Source organism: Anaerolinea thermophila (assembly GCF_020723905.1).
Taxonomy (GTDB): Bacteria; Chloroflexota; Anaerolineae; order Anaerolineales; family Anaerolineaceae; genus Anaerolinea; species Anaerolinea thermophila_A.
Genome location: NZ_DYHZ01000008.1, coordinates 195,205 through 218,503, shown reverse-complemented (window position 1 = coordinate 218,503; position 23,299 = coordinate 195,205). Strand labels below are relative to the sequence as shown.

Annotated in this window: 18 protein-coding genes, 1 tRNA gene and 1 riboswitch; of the genes, 12 read left to right on the top strand and 7 right to left on the bottom strand. The window is 51.3% G+C overall.

Annotated features, from left to right (window positions below; genetic code table 11):
* Nucleotides 1-4 precede the first annotated feature (4 nt).
* The 4 genes from LHF31_RS13115 to LHF31_RS13100 are packed head-to-tail and all read right to left on the bottom strand — an operon-like array spanning nucleotide 5 to nucleotide 3,989.
* A complete protein-coding gene (locus tag LHF31_RS13115) occupies nucleotides 5-1,243 on the bottom strand; it encodes a Xaa-Pro peptidase family protein (protein WP_298009467.1) in 1,239 nt (412 codons plus the stop codon).
* Nucleotides 1,240-2,625 (bottom strand): L-seryl-tRNA(Sec) selenium transferase, encoded by a 1,386-nt coding sequence (gene selA, locus LHF31_RS13110; RefSeq protein ID WP_298009464.1) that lies wholly within the window; start codon nucleotides 2,623-2,625, stop codon nucleotides 1,240-1,242. Before selA ends, LHF31_RS13115 begins: the two co-directional genes overlap by 4 nt.
* Nucleotides 2,609-3,034 carry a hypothetical protein gene (locus tag LHF31_RS13105; protein WP_298009462.1) on the bottom strand — a complete coding sequence of 142 codons (426 nt, stop codon included), beginning with the start codon at nucleotides 3,032-3,034 and terminating at the stop codon, nucleotides 2,609-2,611. Before LHF31_RS13105 ends, selA begins: the two co-directional genes overlap by 17 nt.
* 16 nt (nucleotides 3,035-3,050) lie before the next feature.
* Nucleotides 3,051-3,989: a 4Fe-4S dicluster domain-containing protein gene (locus LHF31_RS13100; RefSeq protein WP_298009459.1), complete on the bottom strand. Its 939-nt coding sequence runs from the start codon at nucleotides 3,987-3,989 to the stop codon at nucleotides 3,051-3,053.
* 121 nt (nucleotides 3,990-4,110) lie between these two features.
* Nucleotides 4,111-4,224: riboswitch (SAM riboswitch) on the top strand.
* A gap of 70 nt (nucleotides 4,225-4,294) precedes the next feature.
* Here LHF31_RS13100 and metH point away from each other — a divergent pair.
* Genes metH through LHF31_RS13065 form a run of 7 tightly spaced genes read left to right on the top strand, consistent with a single transcriptional unit; the run spans nucleotide 4,295 to nucleotide 14,630 of the window.
* The gene (gene metH, locus LHF31_RS13095) at nucleotides 4,295-7,813 is read left to right on the top strand and encodes a methionine synthase (protein ID WP_298009456.1); all 3,519 of its coding nucleotides are present in this window, start codon (nucleotides 4,295-4,297) and stop codon (nucleotides 7,811-7,813) included.
* 15 nt (nucleotides 7,814-7,828) lie between these two features.
* On the top strand, nucleotides 7,829-9,703 hold the full coding sequence (locus LHF31_RS13090) for a bifunctional homocysteine S-methyltransferase/methylenetetrahydrofolate reductase (RefSeq protein WP_298009453.1): 1,875 nt from the start codon (nucleotides 7,829-7,831) through the stop codon (nucleotides 9,701-9,703).
* A 46-nt stretch (nucleotides 9,704-9,749) separates the two neighbouring features.
* Nucleotides 9,750-10,517, top strand: a complete 768-nt coding sequence (locus tag LHF31_RS13085) for a type III pantothenate kinase (RefSeq protein ID WP_298009450.1) — start codon at nucleotides 9,750-9,752, stop codon at nucleotides 10,515-10,517.
* Nucleotides 10,514-11,725, top strand: a complete 1,212-nt coding sequence (gene coaBC, locus LHF31_RS13080) for a bifunctional phosphopantothenoylcysteine decarboxylase/phosphopantothenate--cysteine ligase CoaBC (protein WP_298009448.1) — start codon at nucleotides 10,514-10,516, stop codon at nucleotides 11,723-11,725. Before LHF31_RS13085 ends, coaBC begins: the two co-directional genes overlap by 4 nt.
* A complete protein-coding gene (locus tag LHF31_RS13075; protein WP_298009445.1) occupies nucleotides 11,716-12,912 on the top strand; it encodes a DUF3048 domain-containing protein in 1,197 nt (398 codons plus the stop codon). The genes coaBC and LHF31_RS13075 overlap by 10 nt, the downstream gene beginning before the upstream one ends.
* A gap of 6 nt (nucleotides 12,913-12,918) precedes the next feature.
* Entirely contained in the window at nucleotides 12,919-13,647 is a 729-nt protein-coding gene (locus LHF31_RS13070) for a metallophosphoesterase (RefSeq protein WP_298009442.1), read from the top strand.
* 50 nt (nucleotides 13,648-13,697) lie between these two features.
* Nucleotides 13,698-14,630 carry a DUF4349 domain-containing protein gene (locus tag LHF31_RS13065; RefSeq protein ID WP_298009440.1) on the top strand — a complete coding sequence of 311 codons (933 nt, stop codon included), beginning with the start codon at nucleotides 13,698-13,700 and terminating at the stop codon, nucleotides 14,628-14,630.
* Here LHF31_RS13065 and LHF31_RS13060 read toward each other — a convergent pair.
* The 3 genes from LHF31_RS13060 to LHF31_RS13050 all read right to left on the bottom strand — a co-directional run bounded on the left by LHF31_RS13060 (nucleotide 14,616) and on the right by LHF31_RS13050 (nucleotide 17,036).
* Nucleotides 14,616-15,278 (bottom strand): hypothetical protein, encoded by a 663-nt coding sequence (locus tag LHF31_RS13060; RefSeq protein WP_298009437.1) that lies wholly within the window; start codon nucleotides 15,276-15,278, stop codon nucleotides 14,616-14,618. The two genes, LHF31_RS13065 and LHF31_RS13060, sit on opposite strands and share 15 nt — an antisense overlap.
* Nucleotides 15,279-15,285: 7 nt before the next feature.
* Nucleotides 15,286-16,383 (bottom strand): hypothetical protein, encoded by a 1,098-nt coding sequence (locus LHF31_RS13055; RefSeq protein ID WP_298009434.1) that lies wholly within the window; start codon nucleotides 16,381-16,383, stop codon nucleotides 15,286-15,288.
* A gap of 167 nt (nucleotides 16,384-16,550) precedes the next feature.
* Nucleotides 16,551-17,036 (bottom strand): hypothetical protein, encoded by a 486-nt coding sequence (locus LHF31_RS13050; RefSeq protein ID WP_303774290.1) that lies wholly within the window; start codon nucleotides 17,034-17,036, stop codon nucleotides 16,551-16,553.
* Here LHF31_RS13050 and LHF31_RS13045 point away from each other — a divergent pair.
* From LHF31_RS13045 to LHF31_RS13025, 5 genes are all read left to right on the top strand, one after another.
* Nucleotides 17,023-17,094, top strand: a tRNA-Gly gene (locus tag LHF31_RS13045). The two genes, LHF31_RS13050 and LHF31_RS13045, sit on opposite strands and share 14 nt — an antisense overlap.
* Before the next feature lie 50 nt (nucleotides 17,095-17,144).
* Nucleotides 17,145-17,948, top strand: a complete 804-nt coding sequence (locus LHF31_RS13040) for an HAD-IIA family hydrolase (RefSeq protein WP_298009428.1) — start codon at nucleotides 17,145-17,147, stop codon at nucleotides 17,946-17,948.
* Nucleotides 17,949-18,113: 165 nt separating this feature from the next.
* A complete protein-coding gene (locus LHF31_RS13035) occupies nucleotides 18,114-18,485 on the top strand; it encodes a response regulator (protein WP_298009425.1) in 372 nt (123 codons plus the stop codon).
* A gap of 57 nt (nucleotides 18,486-18,542) precedes the next feature.
* Nucleotides 18,543-18,941 (top strand): response regulator, encoded by a 399-nt coding sequence (locus tag LHF31_RS13030; protein ID WP_013559606.1) that lies wholly within the window; start codon nucleotides 18,543-18,545, stop codon nucleotides 18,939-18,941.
* A 10-nt stretch (nucleotides 18,942-18,951) separates the two neighbouring features.
* The gene (locus LHF31_RS13025; protein WP_303774289.1) at nucleotides 18,952-23,298 is read left to right on the top strand and encodes a GAF domain-containing protein; all 4,347 of its coding nucleotides are present in this window, start codon (nucleotides 18,952-18,954) and stop codon (nucleotides 23,296-23,298) included.
* The last annotated feature ends 1 nt before the right edge of the window (nucleotide 23,299 follow it).

Genomic DNA, 23,299 nt, shown 5'->3' with positions numbered 1-23,299 from the left:
TCCGTTAGCCCTTTAACTCCAATACCAGATCCAGCGGGTAATTTGCCAGGGTTTCAACTGTACCATCCTGAGAAAGGTAAAGGGTATTTTCCAGACGAACTCCCATACCCTGCTCAGGATAATACAAACCCGGCTCTATTGTAATCACACTCCCCGGCAAAAGTACATCATCTTCTGGGGCAGCCATCAAACCAGAAAGTGGCTTTTCATGGATATTCAACCCGACGCCATGCCCCAGGCTGTGTACATACCCCACCTCGGTCTGGGGTTGCGTCAACACAGTGGGATGCCCCATGGCTTCAAAAAGTTCACAGGTGCGCCGCTGTAAATCCCGGAAATGCCCATGGATGCGCACCTCCGCCGAAACGGTGTGAAATACCGAAAGCACCTGTTCATAAACCTTCTCTACCGCCTCGGGTGCATGCCCAATACACCACGTCCGGGTGATATCGAAAAAGTACCCTCCGCCTGCCTCGCAGGGGAAGATATCAAAGACAATAGTCTGTCCAGTCTTGATGACATCCTGAGCATTGCCGCTGGAATGTGGTACCCCGGCATCCCTTCCTATAGCGAAAATGGTCCCTTCCGGATTTTCCAGATCGCGTTCTGCCAGCCACAGGTTAATCAACCGTTTAACCCGTCCAACTGTAACAGGCTTACCTTCAGAGTCAACCAGAACATCTCCCCGGACTTTTTGGGAGGTAAGAAAATCTGCCGTGTTGGCAATTACCTCTACCGTTTTTTCTCCCACCCTGCGGATTCGGTCTACTTCTTCCCTGTCCTTGGTCAACATGGCCTGTTGAAGGACCTGATTCTCTACATCTCCCAGGACAGTTAAACCGGGAAGTTCTTTTTGCAAAGCATCAAAGAGCGCAAAGGCAACCCCGGCATCGTACTGACCGTAAAGCATGATGCGCCCCTGAGTCAGGTTTAAGTCCTCCAACATACGTTTCAAGCGTAAAACACTGGCACGGAAGCGATTCTGGTTGGCTTCTTTGAGCAATTCAGCAAAGGGATAATTAGAATAACTGCGGGTAATCAACCCCGTACGGGCTGCCTCATCTCGCTCCATTGGACCGTGAAATAAGACCCCTTTTTCTCCGCGTTTGAGGATCAGATCTCCCTGGGTAATATGGCCACCCCCGGTTAAGTAGACCATTGGTGGGTTATGCATGGCGGGACCGACAACCCAAATTGCATCCAGTTCATGTTCTGCCATGAGGCGGTGGAGATCATTTTTCATGATGTGGCTTCCTTTCGTTTCTGGTTCTGTAGAAGATTGCTTAGATGATGAAGTAACAGCGAGTCCTGTTCGGGTAGCACCGTCCGGGGATCCAACATCACGCGTTCCTCCTCGATTCGCGCAATCACCGGCGGAGTGCACTTTCTCAGAGCGGCAAGGAAAGCGTTCGGTTTTTGCACCGTCAAGGCAAGCACATAAGTGGGCAGGGTTTCTTCCGGAAGACTACCCCCTCCTACCGTCGATAGAGAAGCAAGCACCTCTCCGGATCCAAGAGCCGTCTGCCACGCCAGCGCTCGCTCGCGAAGGCATTCAGGCGTTTGGGCAATCATGCGCCACACAGGAATCGTTTGTTCGGCTTCGCCTTTGAGGTAATGAATCAGTGTGGCGGAAAGCGCAGCAAGGGTGAGTTTATCGGGACGAACTGCCCGCGCCAGAGGATGTTTCTTAATCCGGGCAAGCCATTCTTTGCGCCCTAAAATAATCCCTGCCTGCGGACCTCCCAGCAATTTATCGCCTGAAAAACAGACCACATCTGCACCGGCTGCAAGGGATTCCTGCACCATAGGCTCGTGTGCCAGGCCAAATCTGGCAGTATCCAGAAGGGCACCGGAACCCAGATCGTCCATCAGAGGGAGATTGTGCCGATGTGCCAGTTCAACCAGTTCTTTCAAAGAAGGTTCGGTGGTAAAGCCAATAATACGAAAATTACTGTGATGAGCCCGTAAAACCAGTGAAACGGGGTGAGAATGTAAGGCGTCTTCGTAGTCTTCCAGGCGCACCCGATTGGTGGTGCCAACCTCAATTAACTTTGCACCCGACTGCGCCATGACTTCGGGAACGCGAAAACCGCCCCCAATTTCCACCAGTTGGGTACGGGAAATCAACACCCCACGCCGGCGTGCCAGCGCAGTAAGCACCAGCAAAACGGCGGCGGCGTTGTTGTTCACCACCAGTGCTGCCTCCGCGCCTGTCAGGCGTTGCAGTAACATCTCAGCATGAACACTGCGAGAACCACGTCCACCGCGTGTCAGATCGTATTCCAGTGTGCAATAACCGCTTGCCGTTTCGTTAATTGCCCGAATTGCCTGAGGACTGAGCGGCGCCCTGCCCAGATTGGTGTGCAAAATTACCCCGGTAGCATTGATCACCGGAACCAGGGTAGGAGCCACCCACCGGGCTAACAGAGTTTCTACCTGCTCAAGAAGGAATTCCACATCCAGGGAGACTTTATCGGGCGATTGTACGAGTTGGAGCCGGGTGTCTTCCAAAACAGAACGCACCCCGCTCAGCAAAAGAGAACGTCCAAACCGCTTTTGCAGATCATCTGCTCTGGGGTGTTGCAAGAGAGCATCTACGGAAGGAATATCACGCAGGTGGTTCATCCTCGCCCTGTTCTGGTTGCCAGCGGCTGATCTCATAAATTCTCAATAAAACTTCTACAATGGCAAAACCACAGGCTAACACAAGCGCCAGCAACGGAGTCAGCATACGACCTATCTGTAACCATGCGACCAGACAGCCATAAACCCCCACCCACATGGCTTCGCGTAGAATGACCCCGCTCGTTGCAGGAGGATGGGTGCGAAAACGCAGGTTCAGGAAATACGCCACCGGTAACGCCAGACCGCTCAGCGCACACATGAAAAGATAGAAAAACATCCAGCGGGGGAATAAAGTGGGCAGAGTAGTTACCACAAGTACGGCTAAACCACCCCATCCTAACAACCCGAGCAGAACACTTGCCCAGAGAAAAGAACGAAATGGAGGAAAAGGACGCTGTCCGGTGCTCATATGGTTGATTATAACCTCAATCCTCAGGGCTTGGAGATGCCATCTCAAGCAGACGGCGAATCTCCAGCGGTTCACCACGAGAAGGGTCTCGTTGCAAAGAAAGTGCCTCTTGCAGACAATGCCCCACGCATACACCACATCCCATACAACGCTCTGACAGAATCACTGCATGTCCATTGACCTGAATCGCATCAAACGGGCAAACCTGAGCACATGTTCCACAGGCGATACATCGCTCTTCATCCACAGCGCTCACAAATCCCGAAGAAATCAACATGGGCGTACCTTCTCGCTGGGCTTTCATTGCCCCACAACAGCAGGAACAGCAATTACAGATGGCATAAAAACGCCCCAGCATGGCGTCCTTAAAAAAGGCGTGATGAACGTGCCCCCGTTCATCCTCCTCTTCAAGAATCCTCATTGCCTCTTCTGAAGTAATGCGTCGGGCTCTTTTGGGATGATGCTCCAGCACAAACCGGACAAAAGGCTCTCCCACAATGATGCACACATCCAGTGGAAGGCAATGTTGCGGCTTACCCGCCCGACAGGGGCAATCCAGCACAGCAATGTGATCCGGATTTTCCAGAATTAAATCCTTTGCACGAGAGAACGGGATGACCTGTTCAAGATTCTCCAGATGAATGGGTTGTTTGATGGACACCAGTTGCTTCGCTTCCTGAACTGGCATCACTTTACCATGATAGGTATCTGCAAAACCTGGATTGTTCCCATTTCCGCCCTGCTTCGCCTGAAGTTCAATGATCCGTCCAATCCAACGCAATACAGGGGCTAATTGGCGGGAAAGGGGATGGTCACCTTTGGCTAAAGAAATGTACAGGTAGGGAAAACGCAAATAAATGTATCCATGGATCGCATCAAACAGGGTGAAATTTCTGGTTTTTCTGGCTTCTCTCAAAAAAGCCAGCGTGGAGGGTTTCAAGAGAGGGATTTTCATTTCAGGCCTCCGGCAATTTTTTATTCATTGTATATCTTTCAAGTGAAAAATGGCTCCAAAATTTTTGCGCTTTCTCATCAAATATGGTATGATTGAGCGAAATTAAAAGGGCAATTTTGCCCACTCATCGAGAGAGGTGGAGGGACCGGCCCTGTGAAACCTCGGCAACCGGCAATACAGTCGGTGCCAATTCCGGCAGATGTACCGCAAAACGCGGTCTTCTGGAAGATGAGGCAGTTGGATTGAACCACAAGCCTCTCTTTCCAGGGAGGTTTTTTGTTTCATTTTTTATCTGTGGAGACAGCATGAAGCGCATCTACACCAACCGTCGATACCTGGACTTAATCCAAAAACGCGTGGCCATATTTGATGGTGCTATGGGTACCAGCCTGCAAAAACAGAACCTGACTGCCGAACACTTCGGTGGAGAGAAATATGCAGGTTGTAATGATTATCTGGTGCTTACCTACCCGCAAGCCGTGGAAGCCGTACACCGCTCTTTTCTGGAAGTAGGCGTGGATGTTCTGGAAACTGATACCTTCCGCTCAAACCGATTGACGCTTGCGGAGTATGGATTACAGAACCGTGTGCTGGAGATCAACCGCACCGCCGCCAGCCTGGCGCGCCGTTTAGCCGACGAATATACCCGCAAAACCGGGCAAATGCGCCTGGTAGCCGGTTCTATGGGACCTTCGGGTAAATTGCCTTCCATGAACGACCCTGAGCTTTCCAATGTTACCTTTGACGAACTGGCAGATGTCTTCCGAGAGCAAGCCCGGGGGTTAATCGAAGGCGGGGTGGATCTTCTGCTCATCGAAACGTCGCAGGATATTCTGGAAGTCAAAGCCGCCATTGCCGGCATACAGCAAGCCTTTACCGAAACCGGCATTGTCATTCCTGTGCAGGCACAGGTCACACTGGATACCACCGGTAGAATGCTCTTAGGGACGGATATTGCCGCCGTGTTAGCCATTCTGGAAGGACTGCCAATAGATGCTGTCGGGTTGAACTGCTCCACCGGACCCGATTACATGCGTGAACCCATCCGCTATCTGGCAGAACATGCGCCGGTACCGGTATCCTGTATTCCAAACGCCGGGCTGCCCCTTAACGTGGATGGGCAAGCCGTTTACCCGCTCGAACCCGAACCGTTTGCCAGCGCCCTGTGCGAATATGTGGACAAATTTGGCGTGGGCATTGTAGGCGGCTGTTGCGGCACAACCCCGGAACACCTGCGGAAACTGGTAGAAAAAATCGATACCCACCCGGCTGCGCACCGTCCGGTTTTCAGCCTGCCGCGGCTGGCTTCTGCCACTCAAGCCGTACCCATGGTGCAGGAACCAGCGCCGTTCTTAATCGGCGAGAGGCTCAACACCCAGGGAAGTGCTCGTTTCAAGAAGATGATTCTGGCTGAGGATTTTGAAGGTGCGCTGGAGATTGCCCGTCAACAGGTAGATGCCGGCGCTCATGGACTGGATTTATGTACTGCCCTGACCGAACGTTCGGATGAAGGCGAGTTAATGCGTCGTTTGATTAAAACCCTCGCTCCCACCGTTCGGGTACCCTTTGTCATTGACACCACCGAACCGGATGTCATGGAAATTGCTCTCAAGACCGCTCCGGGGCGATGCCTGCTGAACTCGGTCAATCTGGAAGCCGGAATGGCTAAAGCCACCCGCATTTTGCAACTGGCAAAAACCTACAATGCCGCAGTCATTGCATTGACTATTGACGAACAGGGCATGGCAAAAACGGCTCAGCGAAAACTGGAGATTGCCCGCCGGATCTACCATCTGGCTGTAGATGAAATTGGCTTGCGCCCTCAGGATCTGGTCTTTGACGCGCTGACATTTACCCTCGCCACCGGCGATCCGGAGTTCAACCGTTCAGCCATCGAGACAATGGACGGAATCCGGCTGATTAAAGCCGAACTTCCCGGAGTGCTGACCTCACTGGGGGTCTCGAATGTATCTTTTGGCTTAAAACCTGCCGCCCGTGGAGTACTCAACAGCGTAATGTTGTATCACTGCGTACAGGCAGGACTGGATATGGCAATCGTCAATCCGGCACAGATTACACCCTACCCGGATATTCCTGCCGGGGAACGAGAACTCGCCGAAGACTTAATTTTCAACCGCCGTCCCGATGCGCTTCAGCGATTAATTGAGTACTTCGAAGAACATGGGAAAGAAGAACAGAAAATCACCTCGCAGCAATTGGCTTTAGTGGGGAAATCTGCCGAAGAACGATTGCACTGGCGCATCGTACACCGCCAGAAAGAAGGCGTTGAAGCCGATATTGATGAAATCCTTCAGCGCCCCGGTGAAACCTCTCGTCATGAAACTGCTGTGCGGGTTCTCAACGAGGTACTGTTACCTGCAATGAAAGAAGTCGGCGATCGTTTCGGCGCCGGGGAGTTGATCCTGCCGTTTGTGTTGCAGTCAGCCGAAGTGATGAAAAAAGCCGTTACCCACCTGGAGCAGTATCTGGAAAAGCAAGAAGGCGTCTCTAAAGGCACCCTGGTACTGGCAACCGTTTATGGTGATGTGCATGACATTGGGAAAAACCTGGTCAAGACCATTCTGAGCAACAACGGCTACACGGTGATTGACTTGGGAAAGCAGGTTCCAGCCGAGACCATTATAACCAAAGCGGTTGAAGTCCAGGCGGATGCTATTGGATTGAGCGCACTTCTGGTCAGCACTAGCAAGCAAATGCCGTTAATCGTCAACGAGTTACACCGCCGCGGGCTGAAGTTCCCGGTATTGATAGGCGGAGCGGCAATCAACCGTAATTTTGGCAGAAGAATTTTACAAACCGACGACGGGGCTTTTTACGAGCCGGGAGTTTTTTACTGTAAAGACGCCTTTGAAGGGCTGGCAACAATGGACGCCCTGATGCACCCGGGCACCCGCCTGACCCTCATTCAGCAAATTGTCCGGGAAGCGGAAATCGAACTGGGCAGACGTCCTGCTGGAGAGCGGAACCGTGCCAGAAGTCTTGAACGTTCTGAAGTCCCACCTGCTACACGAATTCCCACAGTGCCATTCTGGGGCGCTAAGGTGGTGCATAGTATGCCACTGGAACTGGTTTTTCAGTACCTTTCTATCAATGAATTATTCCGCCTTTCGTGGGGAGCAAAGAACGCACACGGCGAAGCCTGGAAGCAACTGGAAGCCGAATTCACCGGGCGCCTGGAACGCATGAAGCGAGATGCCCTCAAAGAAGGCTGGTTAAAACCACAAGGGGTCTATGGATACTTTCCGGCACAATCGGAAGGAAATGACCTCATTATCTATGATCCACGCTCGCTGGTTGCCGGAGCCCCCGTTGAACTGATGCGCTTTACCTTCCCGCGTCAACCCGAAGGGGAACGACTCTGTCTGGCGGATTATTATGCGTCGGTTGAGTCAGGAATCATGGATGTGGTTGCGTTTCAAGTGGTGACTGTGGGAGAAAGTGCTACAGAGAAATTTGAACGTCTACAGGAAGAAGGCAATTACACCGAAGCCTACTACGTGCATGGACTGGCGGTACAAACCGCTGAAGCCAGCGCGGCTTACCTGCATGATCACATTCGCCGGGAATTGGGACTGGCAACCGGTCAGGGAAAGCGATACTCGTGGGGATACCCTGCGATTCCGGAACTGGCAGATCATCAAAAGGTATTCCAGTTACTCCCGGCTGAAAGTGCGTTGAAGATGTCCTTAAGTCCTGCATATCAGTTGATTCCCGAACAGTCCACAGCAGCGATTATCGTACATCATCCACAGGCGAAGTACTTCAATGTTGGGGAATCCCGGATAGAACAATTAATGAAGTAAGGTTTGAGAGGGAGTATGAAATTTAAAGAATTATTGAAGGAAAAACGTCCAATTCTTTCGGATGGTGCAATGGGAACATTGCTCCATCAAAGAGGGGTGGATTTCAGTGAGTGTTTTGATGCTTTGAATCTCACCAACCCCGCACTGGTTGCCGATATCCACCGGGCATACATTGATGCAGGTTCTCAAATCATTCAAACCAATACCTTTGGCGCCAACCGGTATAAACTGGCAAAGCACGGTTTGGAGAATCAGGTGGCAGAGATTAACCGCGCCGGAGTGGAACTGGCACGTCGAGTAGTTCTGGCTTCATTCAAGGATATCCTGATTGCAGGGGATGTAGGTCCTCTTGGAGTGCGGCTGGCTCCTTTTGGACGGGTGCAACTGGAACAGGCATACGATGCTTTCCTGGAGCAAATTCAAGCCCTGTCCGATGCCGGGATTGATTTACTGATCATTGAGACCATGACTGACCTTTACGAGGTTCTCGAAGCCATTCGTGCGGCTCGTGATGTGGACCCGGATCTGCCGGTGGTGGCTTCAATGACCTTTACCCGCGACGACCGCACCATGTTAGGAGATTCCCCTGAGAAGGTTGCCCGCAGAATATACGAAGCAGGAGCGGATGTCATTGGCATCAACTGTTCCGGCGGTCCCAATCAGATTTTACGCATCCTCAAACAAATGCGCCAGGCTGTACCAGATGCGGTCTATTCGGTGATGCCCAACGCCGGCTGGCCCGAACAGGTGGGTGGGCGCATCATGTATCCTGCCGCGCCTGAATACTTTGGAGAATATGCGCTGGCATTCTGTGAAACCGGTGCCAGCCTGATTGGAGGATGTTGTGGTACCACTCCCAAACATATTGAAGCCATGGCTCTTGCTCTTCAATCCAATCCTCGTCCCTGCGTAACGGATACCATTCTGATCCTTTCAAACAACCATCAGGAAGTTTCCGCACAGCCCGATCACCCCACTCAACTGGCGCAAAAACTGGCGCAGGGACAATTTGTCATTGCTGTAGAAATGGACCCGCCGCGTGGATTTTCCACTCACAAATTGCTGGCTGGTGCATCCCTGCTGGCGGATGCCGGCGCCGACGTCATTGACGTAGCCGATTCTCCCATGGCAAGGATGAGAATGAGCCCATGGGCGGTTTGCGACCTGATACAGGACAAAATTGGCATCGAAACTGTCCTGCACTTCCCCACCCGGGGGAGAAATCTCTTACGTGTCCAGGGCGACCTGCTGGCAGCGCACGCTCTCGGTATTCGCAATGTGTTTGTGGTTATGGGCGATCCCACCGCCATTGGCGATTATCCAACGGCAATGGACAATTATGACCTTGTCCCTTCCGGTTTGATTCAATTAATCAAACAGGGCTTCAATGCCGGCGTGGATCATTCTGGAGCCGATATCGGGCAGCCCACCTCGTTCTTTGTGGGGTGTGCGCTCAATTTGAACCCTGCAGACCCGGACAACGAAATTAAGAACCTTCGGCGAAAACTTCGCGCCGGTGCCGATTTCATCCTCACCCAGCCGATTTACGAAATGGAACCTGCAAAGGCATTTCTGGAACAGATTGAGGTTGCCCTGGGCGGGCCTCTGCCCATTCCCATGCTGGTTGGCATTTTGCCTCTTGCCAGCAGTCGCCATGCCAACTTCCTGCATCAGGAAGTGCCGGGCATCACCATTCCAGAGGAGATCCGTTTCCGAATGGAGCAAGCCGGAGAAAATGGTGCCCGTGAAGGCATACGCATCGCTATTGAACTGGCAGAACAGATTCACACATTTGCTCAGGGAATTTATATCATGCCGGCTTTCAATCGCTTTGACTATGCCGCTGAAATTATCGAAGCCGTAAGGAGCAAAGAACCTGCCAGCAGATAGTTTCCCGTGCTATACTTTGGGAAAATGATGAGGATGGCAGGATTCTATGCTGCTGACCATTGATATTGGCAATACCAATCTTACCCTTGGGCTTTTCGAGGGAGACCGACTCGGAGCCCACTGGCGTCTTTCCACCGACCACGAACGCATGCCCGATGAGTTTGGTATTCAAATCCTCGGGTTGCTTCAGCATGGAGGGTGTTCCGTTGCCCAACTGGAGGGGGTATGTCTGGCTTCGGTTGTCCCCCCGCTTACCAGCAGAATCATTGAAGCCTGCAAGGCCTACTTAGGGAAACAGCCTCTGGTGGTCGATTCCACCATCAAGACCGGCATTGAAATCTGTTACGATAATCCTCTTTCTGTTGGAGCAGACCGGATTGTGGATGCGGTAGCGGTCAAAGCGCTCTATGGAGGTCCTGCCTGTATTGTTGATTTTGGCACTGCCACCACTTTCGACGCCATCAGTGCAGAGGGGAACTACCTTGGAGGAGCCATTGCCCCGGGCATTGGCATCGCCGCAGAGGCGCTGACACGTCGCACGGCTCAGTTGCCCCGTATCAATATCGAACGTCCACCTTCCGTCATCGGAAAAAACACCATCCACGCCATGCAGTCGGGATTGTTGTTTGGCTACGTGGCGCTGGTAGAAGGGATGATTGCCCGTTTCCGCAAAGAACTTGGGGATGAGATGAAAACCATCGCAACCGGTGGACTGGCGGAAATCATCACCCGGGAAACGGACGTCATTCAGATTGTCAACCCCTGGTTGACCCTGGAAGGACTGCGCATGTTGTGGGAGATGAATCAGAAATGAGCAACCCAATTGCTGGAAAGTCGATTACGCTGGGCGTCACTGGCTCAATTGCGGCGTATAAAGCCGCAGATTTAGCCTCTAAACTGCATCAATCAGGCGCTCAGGTTGATGTTATCCTCACCGAAGCGGCGCTTAAGTTCATCACACCACTGACATTCCAATCGGTCACAGCGCGCAAAGCCTATACGGATGCTGACCTGTGGGGTGGAGAAGGGCATGTAACCCACGTGGCTATTGGACATGCTGCTGATCTTGTGATTGTTGCCCCCGCTTCAGCCAATACCCTTGCCAAACTTGCCCATGGGATTGCCGACAACCTGCTGACCGTGACTGTGCTTGCCTCTACGTGCCCTCTACTGATTGCACCAGCCATGGATGCCGGGATGTTTTCCAATCCGGCTACTCAGAAGAATCTGGAAATTCTCCGCGAACGAGGCACGGTCGTTGTCGGACCCGCGGAAGGACATCTCGCTTCAGGACTGGTCGGTAAAGGACGCATGGTTGAACCCATGGATATCCTTGGGCAGGTGCGGTACCTGCTTTCCCGAACGGGTCCTCTGTCGGGCAAACACGTGGTGGTGACCGCAGGGGGAACCCAGGAACCCATCGATCCCGTGCGCTTTATTACCAACCGATCATCCGGTAAACAGGGGTATGCTATAGCACAGGCAGCGCTGGATTTAGGCGCAGATGTAACCCTCATTACCACTCCCACGGGACTCAACGCCCCCTGCGGTGCGGCAGTGATTCACGTGCGGACCGCAGAGGAAATGCTTCAGGCTGTGTTGACGTACTCCCGCAATGCCGACTTGCTGATCATGTCTGCCGCCGTTGCGGACTTTCGCCCGGCACAAACTGCGGAACAAAAAATTAAAAAGACAGGCAAGGAACTTACCCTGACTCTGATGCCCACCACAGACATTCTGGCAATGGTACATCAGAAACGCCAGCAAAGCGGTTTTCCCCGACACGTCATTGGATTTGCTGCCGAAACGGAAGATTTATTGAACAATGCGCAGAAAAAACTGGTATCCAAAGGGCTGGACATGATTGTTGCCAACAATGTGAGCGCGTTGGATGCAGGGTTTGAAGTCGAAACCAACCGGGTGTCTTTCCTGTTCCCCGACGGCAGAAAAGTGGACTTTCCACTCCAATCCAAGTACGAAGTAGCCGAACGAATCCTGGGGGAGGCGCTTTCTTGGTTATAAAGAGACTGGGCATTCTCTGGGGTCTTTTCTTCCTGCTCATGCTCAGTGGCGTGGGATGTGAGACTACCCCGCCTCAACCGGCAGTATGGTCTGCCGATAACCCGGAAAAAGCTCTGGCACAGGAGATTCCGGAAGTCTTACCCACCCCCCGGCAGGAACAACGCCCTATTCCCACACCAACGCCCATGCCTCTGACTGAACTTCCGGATCTTCCCAACAACATTAATCCACTTACCGGGTTACCCGTCAGCGATATCACCCGTTTAGAGCGGCGTCCGGTGATGGTCAAAATTTCCAATTATCCACGCGCCGGACGTCCTCATATGGGGCTTTCACACGCCGATCTGGTCTTTGAGTACTATATTGGACTGGGGTTCAACCGTTTTCTGGCTGTATTTCTTGGCGATGACGCCCCGCTGGCTGGACCAGTGCGTTCCGGTAGACTGGTAGATGCCCAGCTGGCTGAGTTGTATCAGGGGATCCTGTTTTACGGAAACGCCGATGACCGCACGGATGAAGTTCTGGTACAGGAACTGGGTCCGCGGGCGCTGGCAGAACGCGATATTCCTTCACCACCCAAATATCGCATCGAGGCAGAAATCCCCGAAACGGCTCTGTTCGTTAACACCCGCGAGCTTTCTGAATACTACACCCGTTCAGGCAGAGGAAGCAATGAGCGCCGGGATCTGCGGGGAATGATTTTTAGCGATCAGATCCATCCGGTTAACGAAAAAGCCGACTTCCTTGCCGTTCAGTTCAGCCGGCAGGCGCGTGGAGAATGGCGCTACAACGCCGAAACTGGATTGTACGAACGCTGGATTGAAGCCGGTACCAGCGAAGAAACAATCCCCATGATTCGTCTGGTAGATCGTGAAAACAACAGGCAAATTGCTTTTGCCAATGTGATTTTGCTCTTTGCTACTTACACGGAATACGCCCCCACCCTGCACGACATTGCCCTGTTTGACCAGAACAGTGGAAAACGGGCAATTTTCTTCCGTGATGGTGTCCGCATAGAAGGCACCTGGGTAACTGCCAGTAATGGGCGTCCATTGCAGTTCTTCAATTCTTACGGGCTCCCCATGCATTTGAAGCCGGGTAATTCCTGGATTGTCCTGGTAGGAGAAACCTCGATATTTCGCAACCTGGCACCCGGACAATGGGAACTACGTTTTGATATCCCCTGAGGCAATATGCGCGTGCTGATCATCTCCGACATTCATGCCAATCTGACTGCGCTGGATACTGTTTTAAATGACGTCGGTATAGTGGATGAAGTCTGGTGCCTCGGGGATATTGTCGGTTATGGACCCGACCCGAATGAATGCATCAACCGGATACGCAGTCTCCCCAACCTGGTATGTGTTTTGGGAAACCACGACGCTGCAGTACTGGGATGGATTCCACTGGACGCTTTCCATCAGGATGCCCGGCATGCCATCTACTGGACACGCTCTGTTTTAACGAAAGAAAATCTGGAATGGCTGGCAGAATTACCTGAAAGACGGGTGGTTGGGGATTTTACCCTGGTGCACGGTAGCCCACGCAACCCCATCTGGGAATATTTGCTCGATCCCGTCAGCGCAGCCCAGAATTTTGCTTACTTTGACACCGATTTTTGTCTCATCGGGCACACTCACATTCCTTTGCAGTTTTCTTTTGTTTCGGCGGATTATCCTGCCCGCTGGACACAACCCATGGTCCGAAGACAGATTTCTCTCCGACCTCGCACCATGATTAATCCGGGCTCGGTTGGACAGCCACGCGATCACGATCCCCGTGCGGCTTACGCCATTCTGGAAACGGATGAACGCCTCTGGCTAGCCCGAAGGGTCATTTATGATATCGAGTCGGTACAACGACGTATATTAAATGCTGAATTACCCGCACGGCACGCCACCCGCCTTTCTGATGGATGGTAAAGGGGAACCTTTCAGGGGGATCAGTCGTCAAAGAGACATAGGAGGATAAAATGAAACGCTTCTGGATTGCCCTGCTCACGCTGATTTTATTACTCAGCGCCTGCTCTCCGGCTCGATTGGTAGCACCTGAATCCCAGGAATCCCGGCGGAACGCAGTTCCCGGTGAAATGTCGAAAAGCGCTGCACCTGCCTATGAAGGTGTGGAGAGCGCCAGCCTGATTATGCCCTCCGACCCTTCCACCGATCGTCTGGTGATTCGTAATGCCGACCTGAAAATTGTGGTCGAGGATCCTGTTTCTGCCCTGGATGAAATCACCCGAATGGCGGAAGAGATGGGCGGCTTCGTGGTTCAATCCAATCTCTATAAAACACAGACCGAAGAGGGGATTGAGATTCCTGAAGCCAGCGTGATCATCCGGGTGCCCGCGGAACGCCTGAACGATGCGCTGATGCAAATTAAGAACCTCGTCAAGGATAAGAATACCGATATTTTGAGCGAGAACGTCTCCGGGCAGGACGTGACCAAAGAATACACTGACCTGAAATCGCGCCTGACCAATCTGGAAAACGCAGAAAAACAACTGCAACGCATCATGGAAGAAGCCACCAAGACTGAGGATGTTCTGGCAGTGTACAACCAACTGGTCTCTGTGCGGGAACAAATAGAAGTCCTGAAGGGACAGATTCAATATTACGAAGAATCCGCCGCGCTTTCTATGATTTCCGTAACCCTGCGCGCCAGTGCGGCAGTCAAACCGCTGACTATCGGCAAATGGCAGCCAGTGGGCGTTGCCCGGGATGCCCTGCAAGCCACACTGAATACGCTCAAGTTCCTTGCCAACGCGGCAATCTGGCTTGTGCTCTACGTCATTCCCGTAGCAGTCGTCATTATCCTGCCCGTATGGCTGATCATCCGTGGTTTGCGCCGCCTCTTTCGCCGCAAAACCAAGCCATCACAACAAGATGGATCACTCCAGGGATAAGGTTTCCACATTGAAAATCCATTGGCGACCTTCAGCAGATTGAAGCGTCAGACGGGGAAAATCGGCATGAACAATGCGGATTTTCCCCGCTTTTTCTTGCAGGGGGAGACGCTGATAGGTGCTCACGCCATCCGGTAATTCGGTGGTCAGTACGATGAGTATGCTCTGAGCGGGGTCGCTGGCATCTGCCCCGGCAAGCACAGCCATGCCCTTACCGGCAACGACTCCCTGCCAGTAATTGGAAATGGTGGCATCTTCCGGACGAACCAGACCATCACTGCCTTCATAAATGCCACTGGCTGATTGCCATTCACCCATCAATGAATTCATGGAGTAACGGGGTAAGACGGGAGCCTCTTTGGGTGCCGGAGATGCGGCGCTTTCCAGCACCGCCTGCTGAGCTTTTTGTGCCAGTTCAATTTTTTCGGTCAAATTTTCCCGCATGGTCACATCCAGCGCAGGGTCAAAAAGGCTTTCCTTCATCTGCTGGATGTTCCATGCTTCTCGAATCGGTTGTACCGGTGTAGCACTCACAAAGGATTTACCCGTTTCATCAACAGGGGGCTCTTGCAGCCAGCGGGAAATGAACACGAAACCAGTAAACGCCAGCAACAGGATGATCCCGAGTATCAAAAATAATTTGCGCATACGGTCCTCACCAGCGAATATCGGTTGAATATTTAAGTTCATGTTTGACTCGAGTATCCCCATTCAAAAGGGACTGTAACTGCGTCCAGCCTTCCAGAGGGGTGTTATCCAGGTACTCACAGGTTGGATCGCCTGGTTTATCTTTACAAGCCTGATACTGAGTCAAGACACCTAAGAACTCCACAGGATAGCCATGCGCAGTGTATCCATACACACTCATCAGGTACCACTGCTGGGCATTGACCCCGTTGTTGGAATAAATTTCCGGGACGGGATACACCGGCTTTGACCCCCAGATCACATACCAGACCTGTTCTTTGGTCCAAACACAGGACTTGTTGATATCATAGCACCGGTAAGAGCCACAGGTTGCTCCCGGAGCCGCCAGATAAGGACAACCGGGAATGGCTCCAAAATTTATCATGATGGCTTCGTTCACCGAATCGTAGCCATCCAACCAGTCGCGAGTGCGGGTGTAATCATTCCAGGAAAGTTCAATATCATTGGCTCCTACAGCGCGAACCTGGGCGAACATGTTATTTTCGGTCAGCCATTGATTCACGGCATTGACCATTTGCGCCCATGCCCGTCCGTGGGCATAGTTTACTGCACAATAATCCCCACATCCGTCATATTCATAATTGTTGGTACCAATCCCAACCAGAACGAATGAAGTGGTATCCTCTCCAGTGCACACATAGTAACCTCTGGCGTACCACTTGACGGCTTCTGCAATTTCATCTGTGCTGGCGCGACCGCCTGGATAAAACAGTTTTGTTCCATAGACCATTTTTCCGGAAGCGTTTTGAAAATAGCGTGGTCCGCCAAAATCCAGAATCACCAGGTTTTCCTGTGTACCGGGCAGGGCGAGATCCCGCTTTCCCAGATCACACCCGCGGTTATACATCAGAGTAGGGTCTAAGGATTTAATGTAATAACTGGTAGTGTAAATTTCCGGACCGTACTGATTCTTCATGTTCATCACCACCGGCAGGTACAGGCGGGGTTCGGGGGTACTTTGCTGGGCATGGGAAGGAAAGGTTACCTGAACCATTGCCGGGATCAACAAAATAAGCACAATGAACCATCGAGTCCAAATTCCCATGAGGTGTTTCTCCTTCAGGAACACACAACAAGAGAAAACTTTTTCATCATCATAACATAAAAGAGGGGACGATTTTGAGAAATCCGGGTAAGGAGGATTGCTATAATGAGAATCAGATATGATGGATTTTCACTGGCACCTGCAATGGCTGGAAATTTATATAGCCCTTACGGAACAGCAACCTGTATCTTCATCCAATAGAGGGTTTTCATCTGTCCGTGAAAAACTGCTTCAACTGAAAGAAGGTGATCTGGAAACATTTCTCCAAATCTTCGAGAACACCAATGAGATAGTGCGCATTCATGGGGTGTACACCTTTCTGGCTTTTTTGAAAGAATGTCCTCCGCTCCAACGGATAGGAATTCTGAAAGCCCTTCAAGCCACACCGCCTTCCAGATACCTGCCTGCTTTTCAAGACCTGCAAAGAAGATGGAGAGGGGAAAGCCAACCGGCAAATTCCTCGCAAAAATCGAAAACTCCCTTTTCATCCACCTGCCGGGAATTTCCTCTCTCACGGGGTTGTGTATGCTGGATGTCCATTGAAAGTTTCTGGGTTTTGAAACTTTTGCCCTGGTTTCCAATTCCCAAAGATGACCCTTGACAGACACAAACAGGACAATATAATTACAGGCAGATGATGCGGGTGTCGCCAAGTGGTAAGGCAGTAGCTTCCCAAGTTACCATTCGTGGGTTCGAATCCCATCACCCGCTCTGCAACTGCCCGTTTGACGGGCAGTTGCGTTTTCTTTGAGAGACTCTCCATGCCCTCTGTTGAACTGTTCCGCTCCATTCGTTGTTTTCTGCTTGATCTGGATGGCACGTTCTACCTCGGCAATCAATTACTGCCGGGGGCAAGGGATTTAATTGAATTTTTTGAAACCAAAGGAATGGAATATCTCTTCCTGACAAACAACTCATCCCGCAGTCCCCGTAGATACCTGGAACGTCTTCGAGGATTTGGCATCCCTGTTCAACCCGGGCATATCTTCACCTCCGCAGATGCTACCCTGTATTATCTCCACCAGCATTTTTCCGGAAGGCGGTTGTATCTTGTCGGAACACCTGATCTGGAAGAACAGTTTCAGCAAGAGGGCTTTACCCTGACCGATCAAAACCCCGAGGTGGTTGTGGTTGGGTTTGATACAACCCTCACCTATAACAAATTATGGAAACTCTGCCGATGGGTTTCACAGGGATTACCGTATATCACCACCCATCCGGACATCAATTGTCCAACCGAGGACGGTTTTATGCCCGATATTGGCGCAGTAATAGCATTTGTTCAGGCATCCACCGGGCGCCTGCCCGACGTGGTCATCGGTAAACCTCACCCTCCCATGGTAGAAGCCTTATGCCACAAACTGGCTCTCTCCCCGGCGCAATTATGTATGGTTGGCGATCGCCTGTACACAGATATTGCCATGAAAGACGCTGGCGTGTATACGGTTCTGGTATTGAGCGGCGAGACAAAACCCGAAGATCTGATCTCCTCACCTTTTCAACCCGATTTTGTGTTCTCAAACTTAGCCGATTTGCTCAATTCATTACAAAAAGTCATAGTTTGAAAAGACACAAAAACCCCGCGCTTTGCAAAACTGCAAAGTAATTGAAGGGCACTGATAAGGTAAGAACCCCCAATTTTTAAGTACAATATACGTGTAGCGGATTAGACTTTCCCATCCTGTGGGTAAAGGAATCATGTTGAAATAATCGGGAGTGAATTAACCACCATGGCAGGACAAAAGAACATTCTTTACGTGGAAGATAATCCAGACAACCGTATGTTGGTAAGAAGGTTATTAACAGCATTCGGCTATGAGGTCATCGAAGCCGAGAACGCCACTCGGGCAATGGAAATTCTAAAGACAACGAAGCCGGTGCTCATTCTGATGGATATCAATATGCCGGATGTAGATGGTTATACCCTGACAAACCTCATCAAGTCTGATCCCGAATTATTCAACATCCCGGTCGTGGCTCTCACGGCAAATGTCATGAAGGGTGATCGCGAGCGCACACTGGACGCCGGATGTGATGGGTATATTGAAAAACCCATTGACGTCGATCGATTCATAGATCAAATCGAGCGTTTTCTTGCCTGATTGGTATTCATCCTGCAACTTTTTGTTCATGGTTCTCTGTAAGGAACATAACTTCCTATGACCGATAAAACTGTCCTCGTCGTTGAAGATAACGTATCCAACTTTGTGTTGATTGCCCGAATGCTGGGCTTCCTTGGCATTCACTGCGAATGGAAAACCAGTGGTTATGAGGTCGTCGAATATGCCGACACCCTCCCCAAACTGGACCTCATCCTCATGGACATTCGGTTACCTTACGAAGACGGGTACGGCGCTTTGAAGAAAATTCGCCAGTCCGAACGATTGAAAAACATTCCAGTGATTGCGGTCACGGCAGAAGCCAGTCTGGAGCAAATGGAAAAAGCCCGAAAAGCAGGATTTGATGGTTTTCTGGGCAAGCCACTGGATCCGGACAAATTCCCCGATCAGATTCAGCGCATCCTCAATGGGGAATCGGTGTGGGAAATGAACTACTAAGGAGTGAAGCATGGAGCGGTTGAAGCAGGTGTGGAGCGGGGTGAAGAACGCGGTACAGGAATGGGTCAAAGCCATCATTGCTTTATTCCGCCAGAATTCGCTTCGCCGTACCCTTGTTCTGGCAGTTTTACTGATCTCGTTAATTCCGGTCTTAATGGTTGGAGGTATCTCTTACTGGAGAACCCGTACGCAAATTTTTTCTCTGGTCACCAATCAAATTTCCAACCTGACCGATTACACCACCAATCAACTGGGTAATTTTGTTTTCAACAAACAGAGTTCCCTGTACACGTATTCGGTCACAGATACCTTTACTGTAAATACCTTAGCGGCTCTCAAAGAGGAGATGCCTTTACCTGAAAAGACCGCCGCAATTGTCAATTTGCGTTCCCAGATGAATCAACTTGCGATAGGCAACGAAAGCGAGCCGGCTTTCTCGGTAGTATTCTTGATGAAACGGGATGGCACTGTTGTTGCTGCAAGCGATCAAGCCTTTATCAACTCCAATTTTGGAAACGCCCCCATTAGCCATCCCCTGATTCTTTCACAATTTGGCAATCAAGTCGTTAATGTAGTGATCAATCCTTTCCAGGCATCTTCTCTTCGGACACAGTTATACTTGATTGTTTCCCAGCCCGTACGCATTGCAGGACTGGAAGAACCTTTGACGCTCTACGGTATCTCTTCCAGCACCCTGTTTAACCGCGCACTTAACCTTGCTGCCAGTTTTTATCCAGACTCGCGGGCTGTGTTAATTTTCCCCGACGGTAAGATTTACGAAAGCACCAGTACCATTGCCGGGTTGAGAGAACTTTCCGAAAATCCATCCCTGTTCAGCAAAATTCAAGAGATTGAACAGAGAGGATTGCAGACAAAGGTACAGGAAGTCTCGACCTGGGAAAATGAAAGTGGCTTTGCCGGGATCCGACGGATCCCCAACACCAACCTGTACCTTGCCATCGTAACACCTTTCCGGGTGGTTTATGGGAATATCGGGGTAGTGGACTCGTTTACCCGGAACACTCTTCTGGCTATCCTTGTAGTTCTGGGCGTGATGACCTACGCCGGTGCCCGGTGGATCGTCACTCCCCTGCTCCAACTGAGTGAAGTAGCCAGATCGCTGGCTTCGGGGAATTTCAACGTGCGTTCTCAGGTGCGTCGTTCCGATGAAATAGGGCTGCTGGCATCTTCGATGAATCAGATGGCAGATCAGTTGGCCAGTCTGTACACCTCGCTGGAACAGGCTGTTGAAGCCCGCACAAGTCAATTACGCACTGCCTCCGAAGTAGCCCAACTGGTTATTTCATCCACCAGTCTGGGCGAAATCCTGAATCGCACCGTAGAACTGGTTAACAATCGTTTCAATCTCTATCACACAGCCATTTATCTGAAAGATCAAACGGGCACTACGCTGGTCATGCGTGAAACCAGCGGCGCCGCAGCGGAAGAGCGAAAACAAAAAGAAGTTCGTATCCCCATTGGCAGCGATAGCCCTGTATCTGATGTCGCGCGGCATCACCGAGCCATTGCGGTGGACCGACGAGGAGAAAAAGAATTTCTGGATGACCCCCTGCTGCCAGAGAGCCAGTCGCAGGCTTTTATCCCTATTGCTTTTGTGGATGAAGTTATCGGGGTACTCGAACTACACCAGACCACTCCAGAGGCTTTTGATGAAGACACCCTCTTCGTCATGAAAACACTGGCAAACCAGATCGCTGCCGCGCTGCGGAATATCCGCACACTGGAAGCCACTCAGATTAACCTGGAAGAGACCAACCTGGTCAGCCAGTTGACACGGCAAATTTCCGAAGCACAGACAGAGGAAGAACTGGTACAGCATATTCTTCAGGTCATGCCTCGCATGCCTTATTACGCCGCACTTCTTTCTCTGGATCGGAATTACTTCCACATTCAAGCCTTATATGACCCTCACACCTTACGCCTTGAACGAGGATTATCTTCCATTGACATTCCTGCCTCTCGAGCCCTGGAATCACTCAATCGAGGCGCTCCCATATTTATCGAAGATATACACCAGTCATCTGAATTTGAAAACCTGGTCTCCTTCTTCCTGCGTAGAGGATGTAAATCCACTGTCCTTTTGCCCATCCTAAAAGGCGGCAAAGTTGCCTATGTGTACATTCTGGCGTTTACACCTGAGGAAGAAGTCAACCAGGTCATGTTGCAACCCTTCATCAACCTTACTGAAGTCGCCAGGGCTACTCTGGACAAGTTGTTTGTGTTGGAGACCTTGCAATCCCGCCTGAACGAATTGCAGATCCTGGCAAACTTCAGCCGGGTCACTGTTGATGAGATCAACCCTCAAAAACTGTATCGGGCGCTTTATGAACAAATCCGCGACAACTTTGGAAGCGATCTCGGGTTCATCATCGCTACCTATGATGAAAAGCAGGGCATAATTGAGTTCCCGTTTGCCATTGAAAATGATGAGATTCTTGAGATTGAGCCCATGCCTCTGGGTGAAGGGTTGACTTCCTACATCATCCAGAATCAACAACCGTTATTAATCAACAACGAATCTGAACGCCGGGCGATGGAACTAAACGCCCGGATAGTAGGCAAACCAGCGCGATCATGGCTGGGCGTTCCCCTTGTAGCCGGCGGTAAACTGCTCGGGGCAATGATTTTACAGGATCAGGAACACGAAGAGCGCTTTACCGAATACGATTTGAATTTAATCAAGACCCTTGCACCGCAGGTGGCATCCGCGATCCGGAATACGCAACTGCTTCAGGAAATGCAGAATGCCCTGCGCGCCTATGACTACGAGCGTTTGCTGTTGGAAACATGGCTTACGCACAGTCCTGATTCCATCGCCATTAAAGACCGTCAGGCACGTTATCAACGCGTCAGTCTGTATTACGCCAACATGCAAGGCATGACACCGGAAGAGATGTTGGGTAAAACAGACTTCGACGTTTTCGCCAACAAAGAAGATGCCGAGAAGACCGTTGAGACCGATTTACGGGTGATGGAAATGGGTAGACCTTACATCGAGGATATTCGCGGAACTGCGAATGACTACTACCGCGTCTCGCGCATCCCGGTTGTGAATCAAAGCGGTGAAGTCGTCGGTCTGATTACCATCAGCCGCGATATTTCGGATATCTTCCGTGCCCAGCAGGAAATGCAAAAACGCGCTTATCAGGTACAAACCACAGCGGAAATTGCCCGCGATATTACGGGCACCCTTAACATTGATGAACTGCTCGCCAAAGTGGTTAATCTGGTGCGCGAGCGCTTTGGTTTCTACCACGCTTCGATTTTCTTGCTGGACAGCGAACGCCAGTATGCGGTTTTGCGTGAATCCACCGGAGAAGCCGGGCGCATCATGAAAGAACGCGGGCACCGCCTGGCGGTGGGTTCGCGCTCGATTGTGGGTCAGGCGACCCTGCGAGGTGAAGCCGTCATCGTAGATGATGTTACCCAGGACCCCACCCACCTGCCCAACCCCCTCTTACCGGATACCCGCGCAGAACTGGCGATCCCGCTCAAATTTGCCAGTGAGGTCATCGGGGCGCTGGACGTACAAAGCACCCAGCCGAATATCTTTACCGATGAAGACATCGAGATTTTAGGCATTCTGGCAGACCAGTTGGCGGCGGCTATTCACAACGCCGAACTGTACGAAAAAGCCCAGGACCTGATCTCCCGCCACCGTCTTTTGAATCGCATCAACCTGATTGGCACCTCTACACAGACCCTAAACGAAGCCCTGATGGAAATTGTCAATCAATTGATTGACCTGCAGATTGCCGATGCAGTCAATATCCGCCTGCTCAACCCCGCCGGTCAACTGGAATTAGCCGTAATGAACGGATACGGGGTGAAGAAACCCGCCCTGATCATTGGTGCAGATGAAGGGCTACAGGGCGCCTGTCTTGCCGAGCGGCGCGGTTTGCGAGTTGGAGATGCTTCAGAAGATCCGCGTTGTATTGAACTGGGAGAGGATACCCACTCGGTCATGGCAATTCCTCTACTGTTTGGTGATGAACCTCTGGGTGTCATTACATTTGAAGCCAGAACCACCTACGCTTTTGGTGATAACGACCTCGAGGTAATGACATCTCTGGCAAATAACCTCTCCGGTGTGATCATGTCCTGGCGCCTGGTGCAACAGGTAAGCCAGCAGGTAGAGCGGCAAAAACTTCTTTTCGAAGCCACCTCGCGCATTCGCCGTTCCATGGATATTTCTGAAATCCTGAAAACCTCCGTTGTGGAAACGGTGCGGATTCTGGGCGCACGGCGCGCTCAAATCCGACTTACCCTGTCAGAAGGCGCAGTCAAGCCGGGGGATAAAGGCAACGGACATAACGGTAGCCACCCAGTGGAGTAAG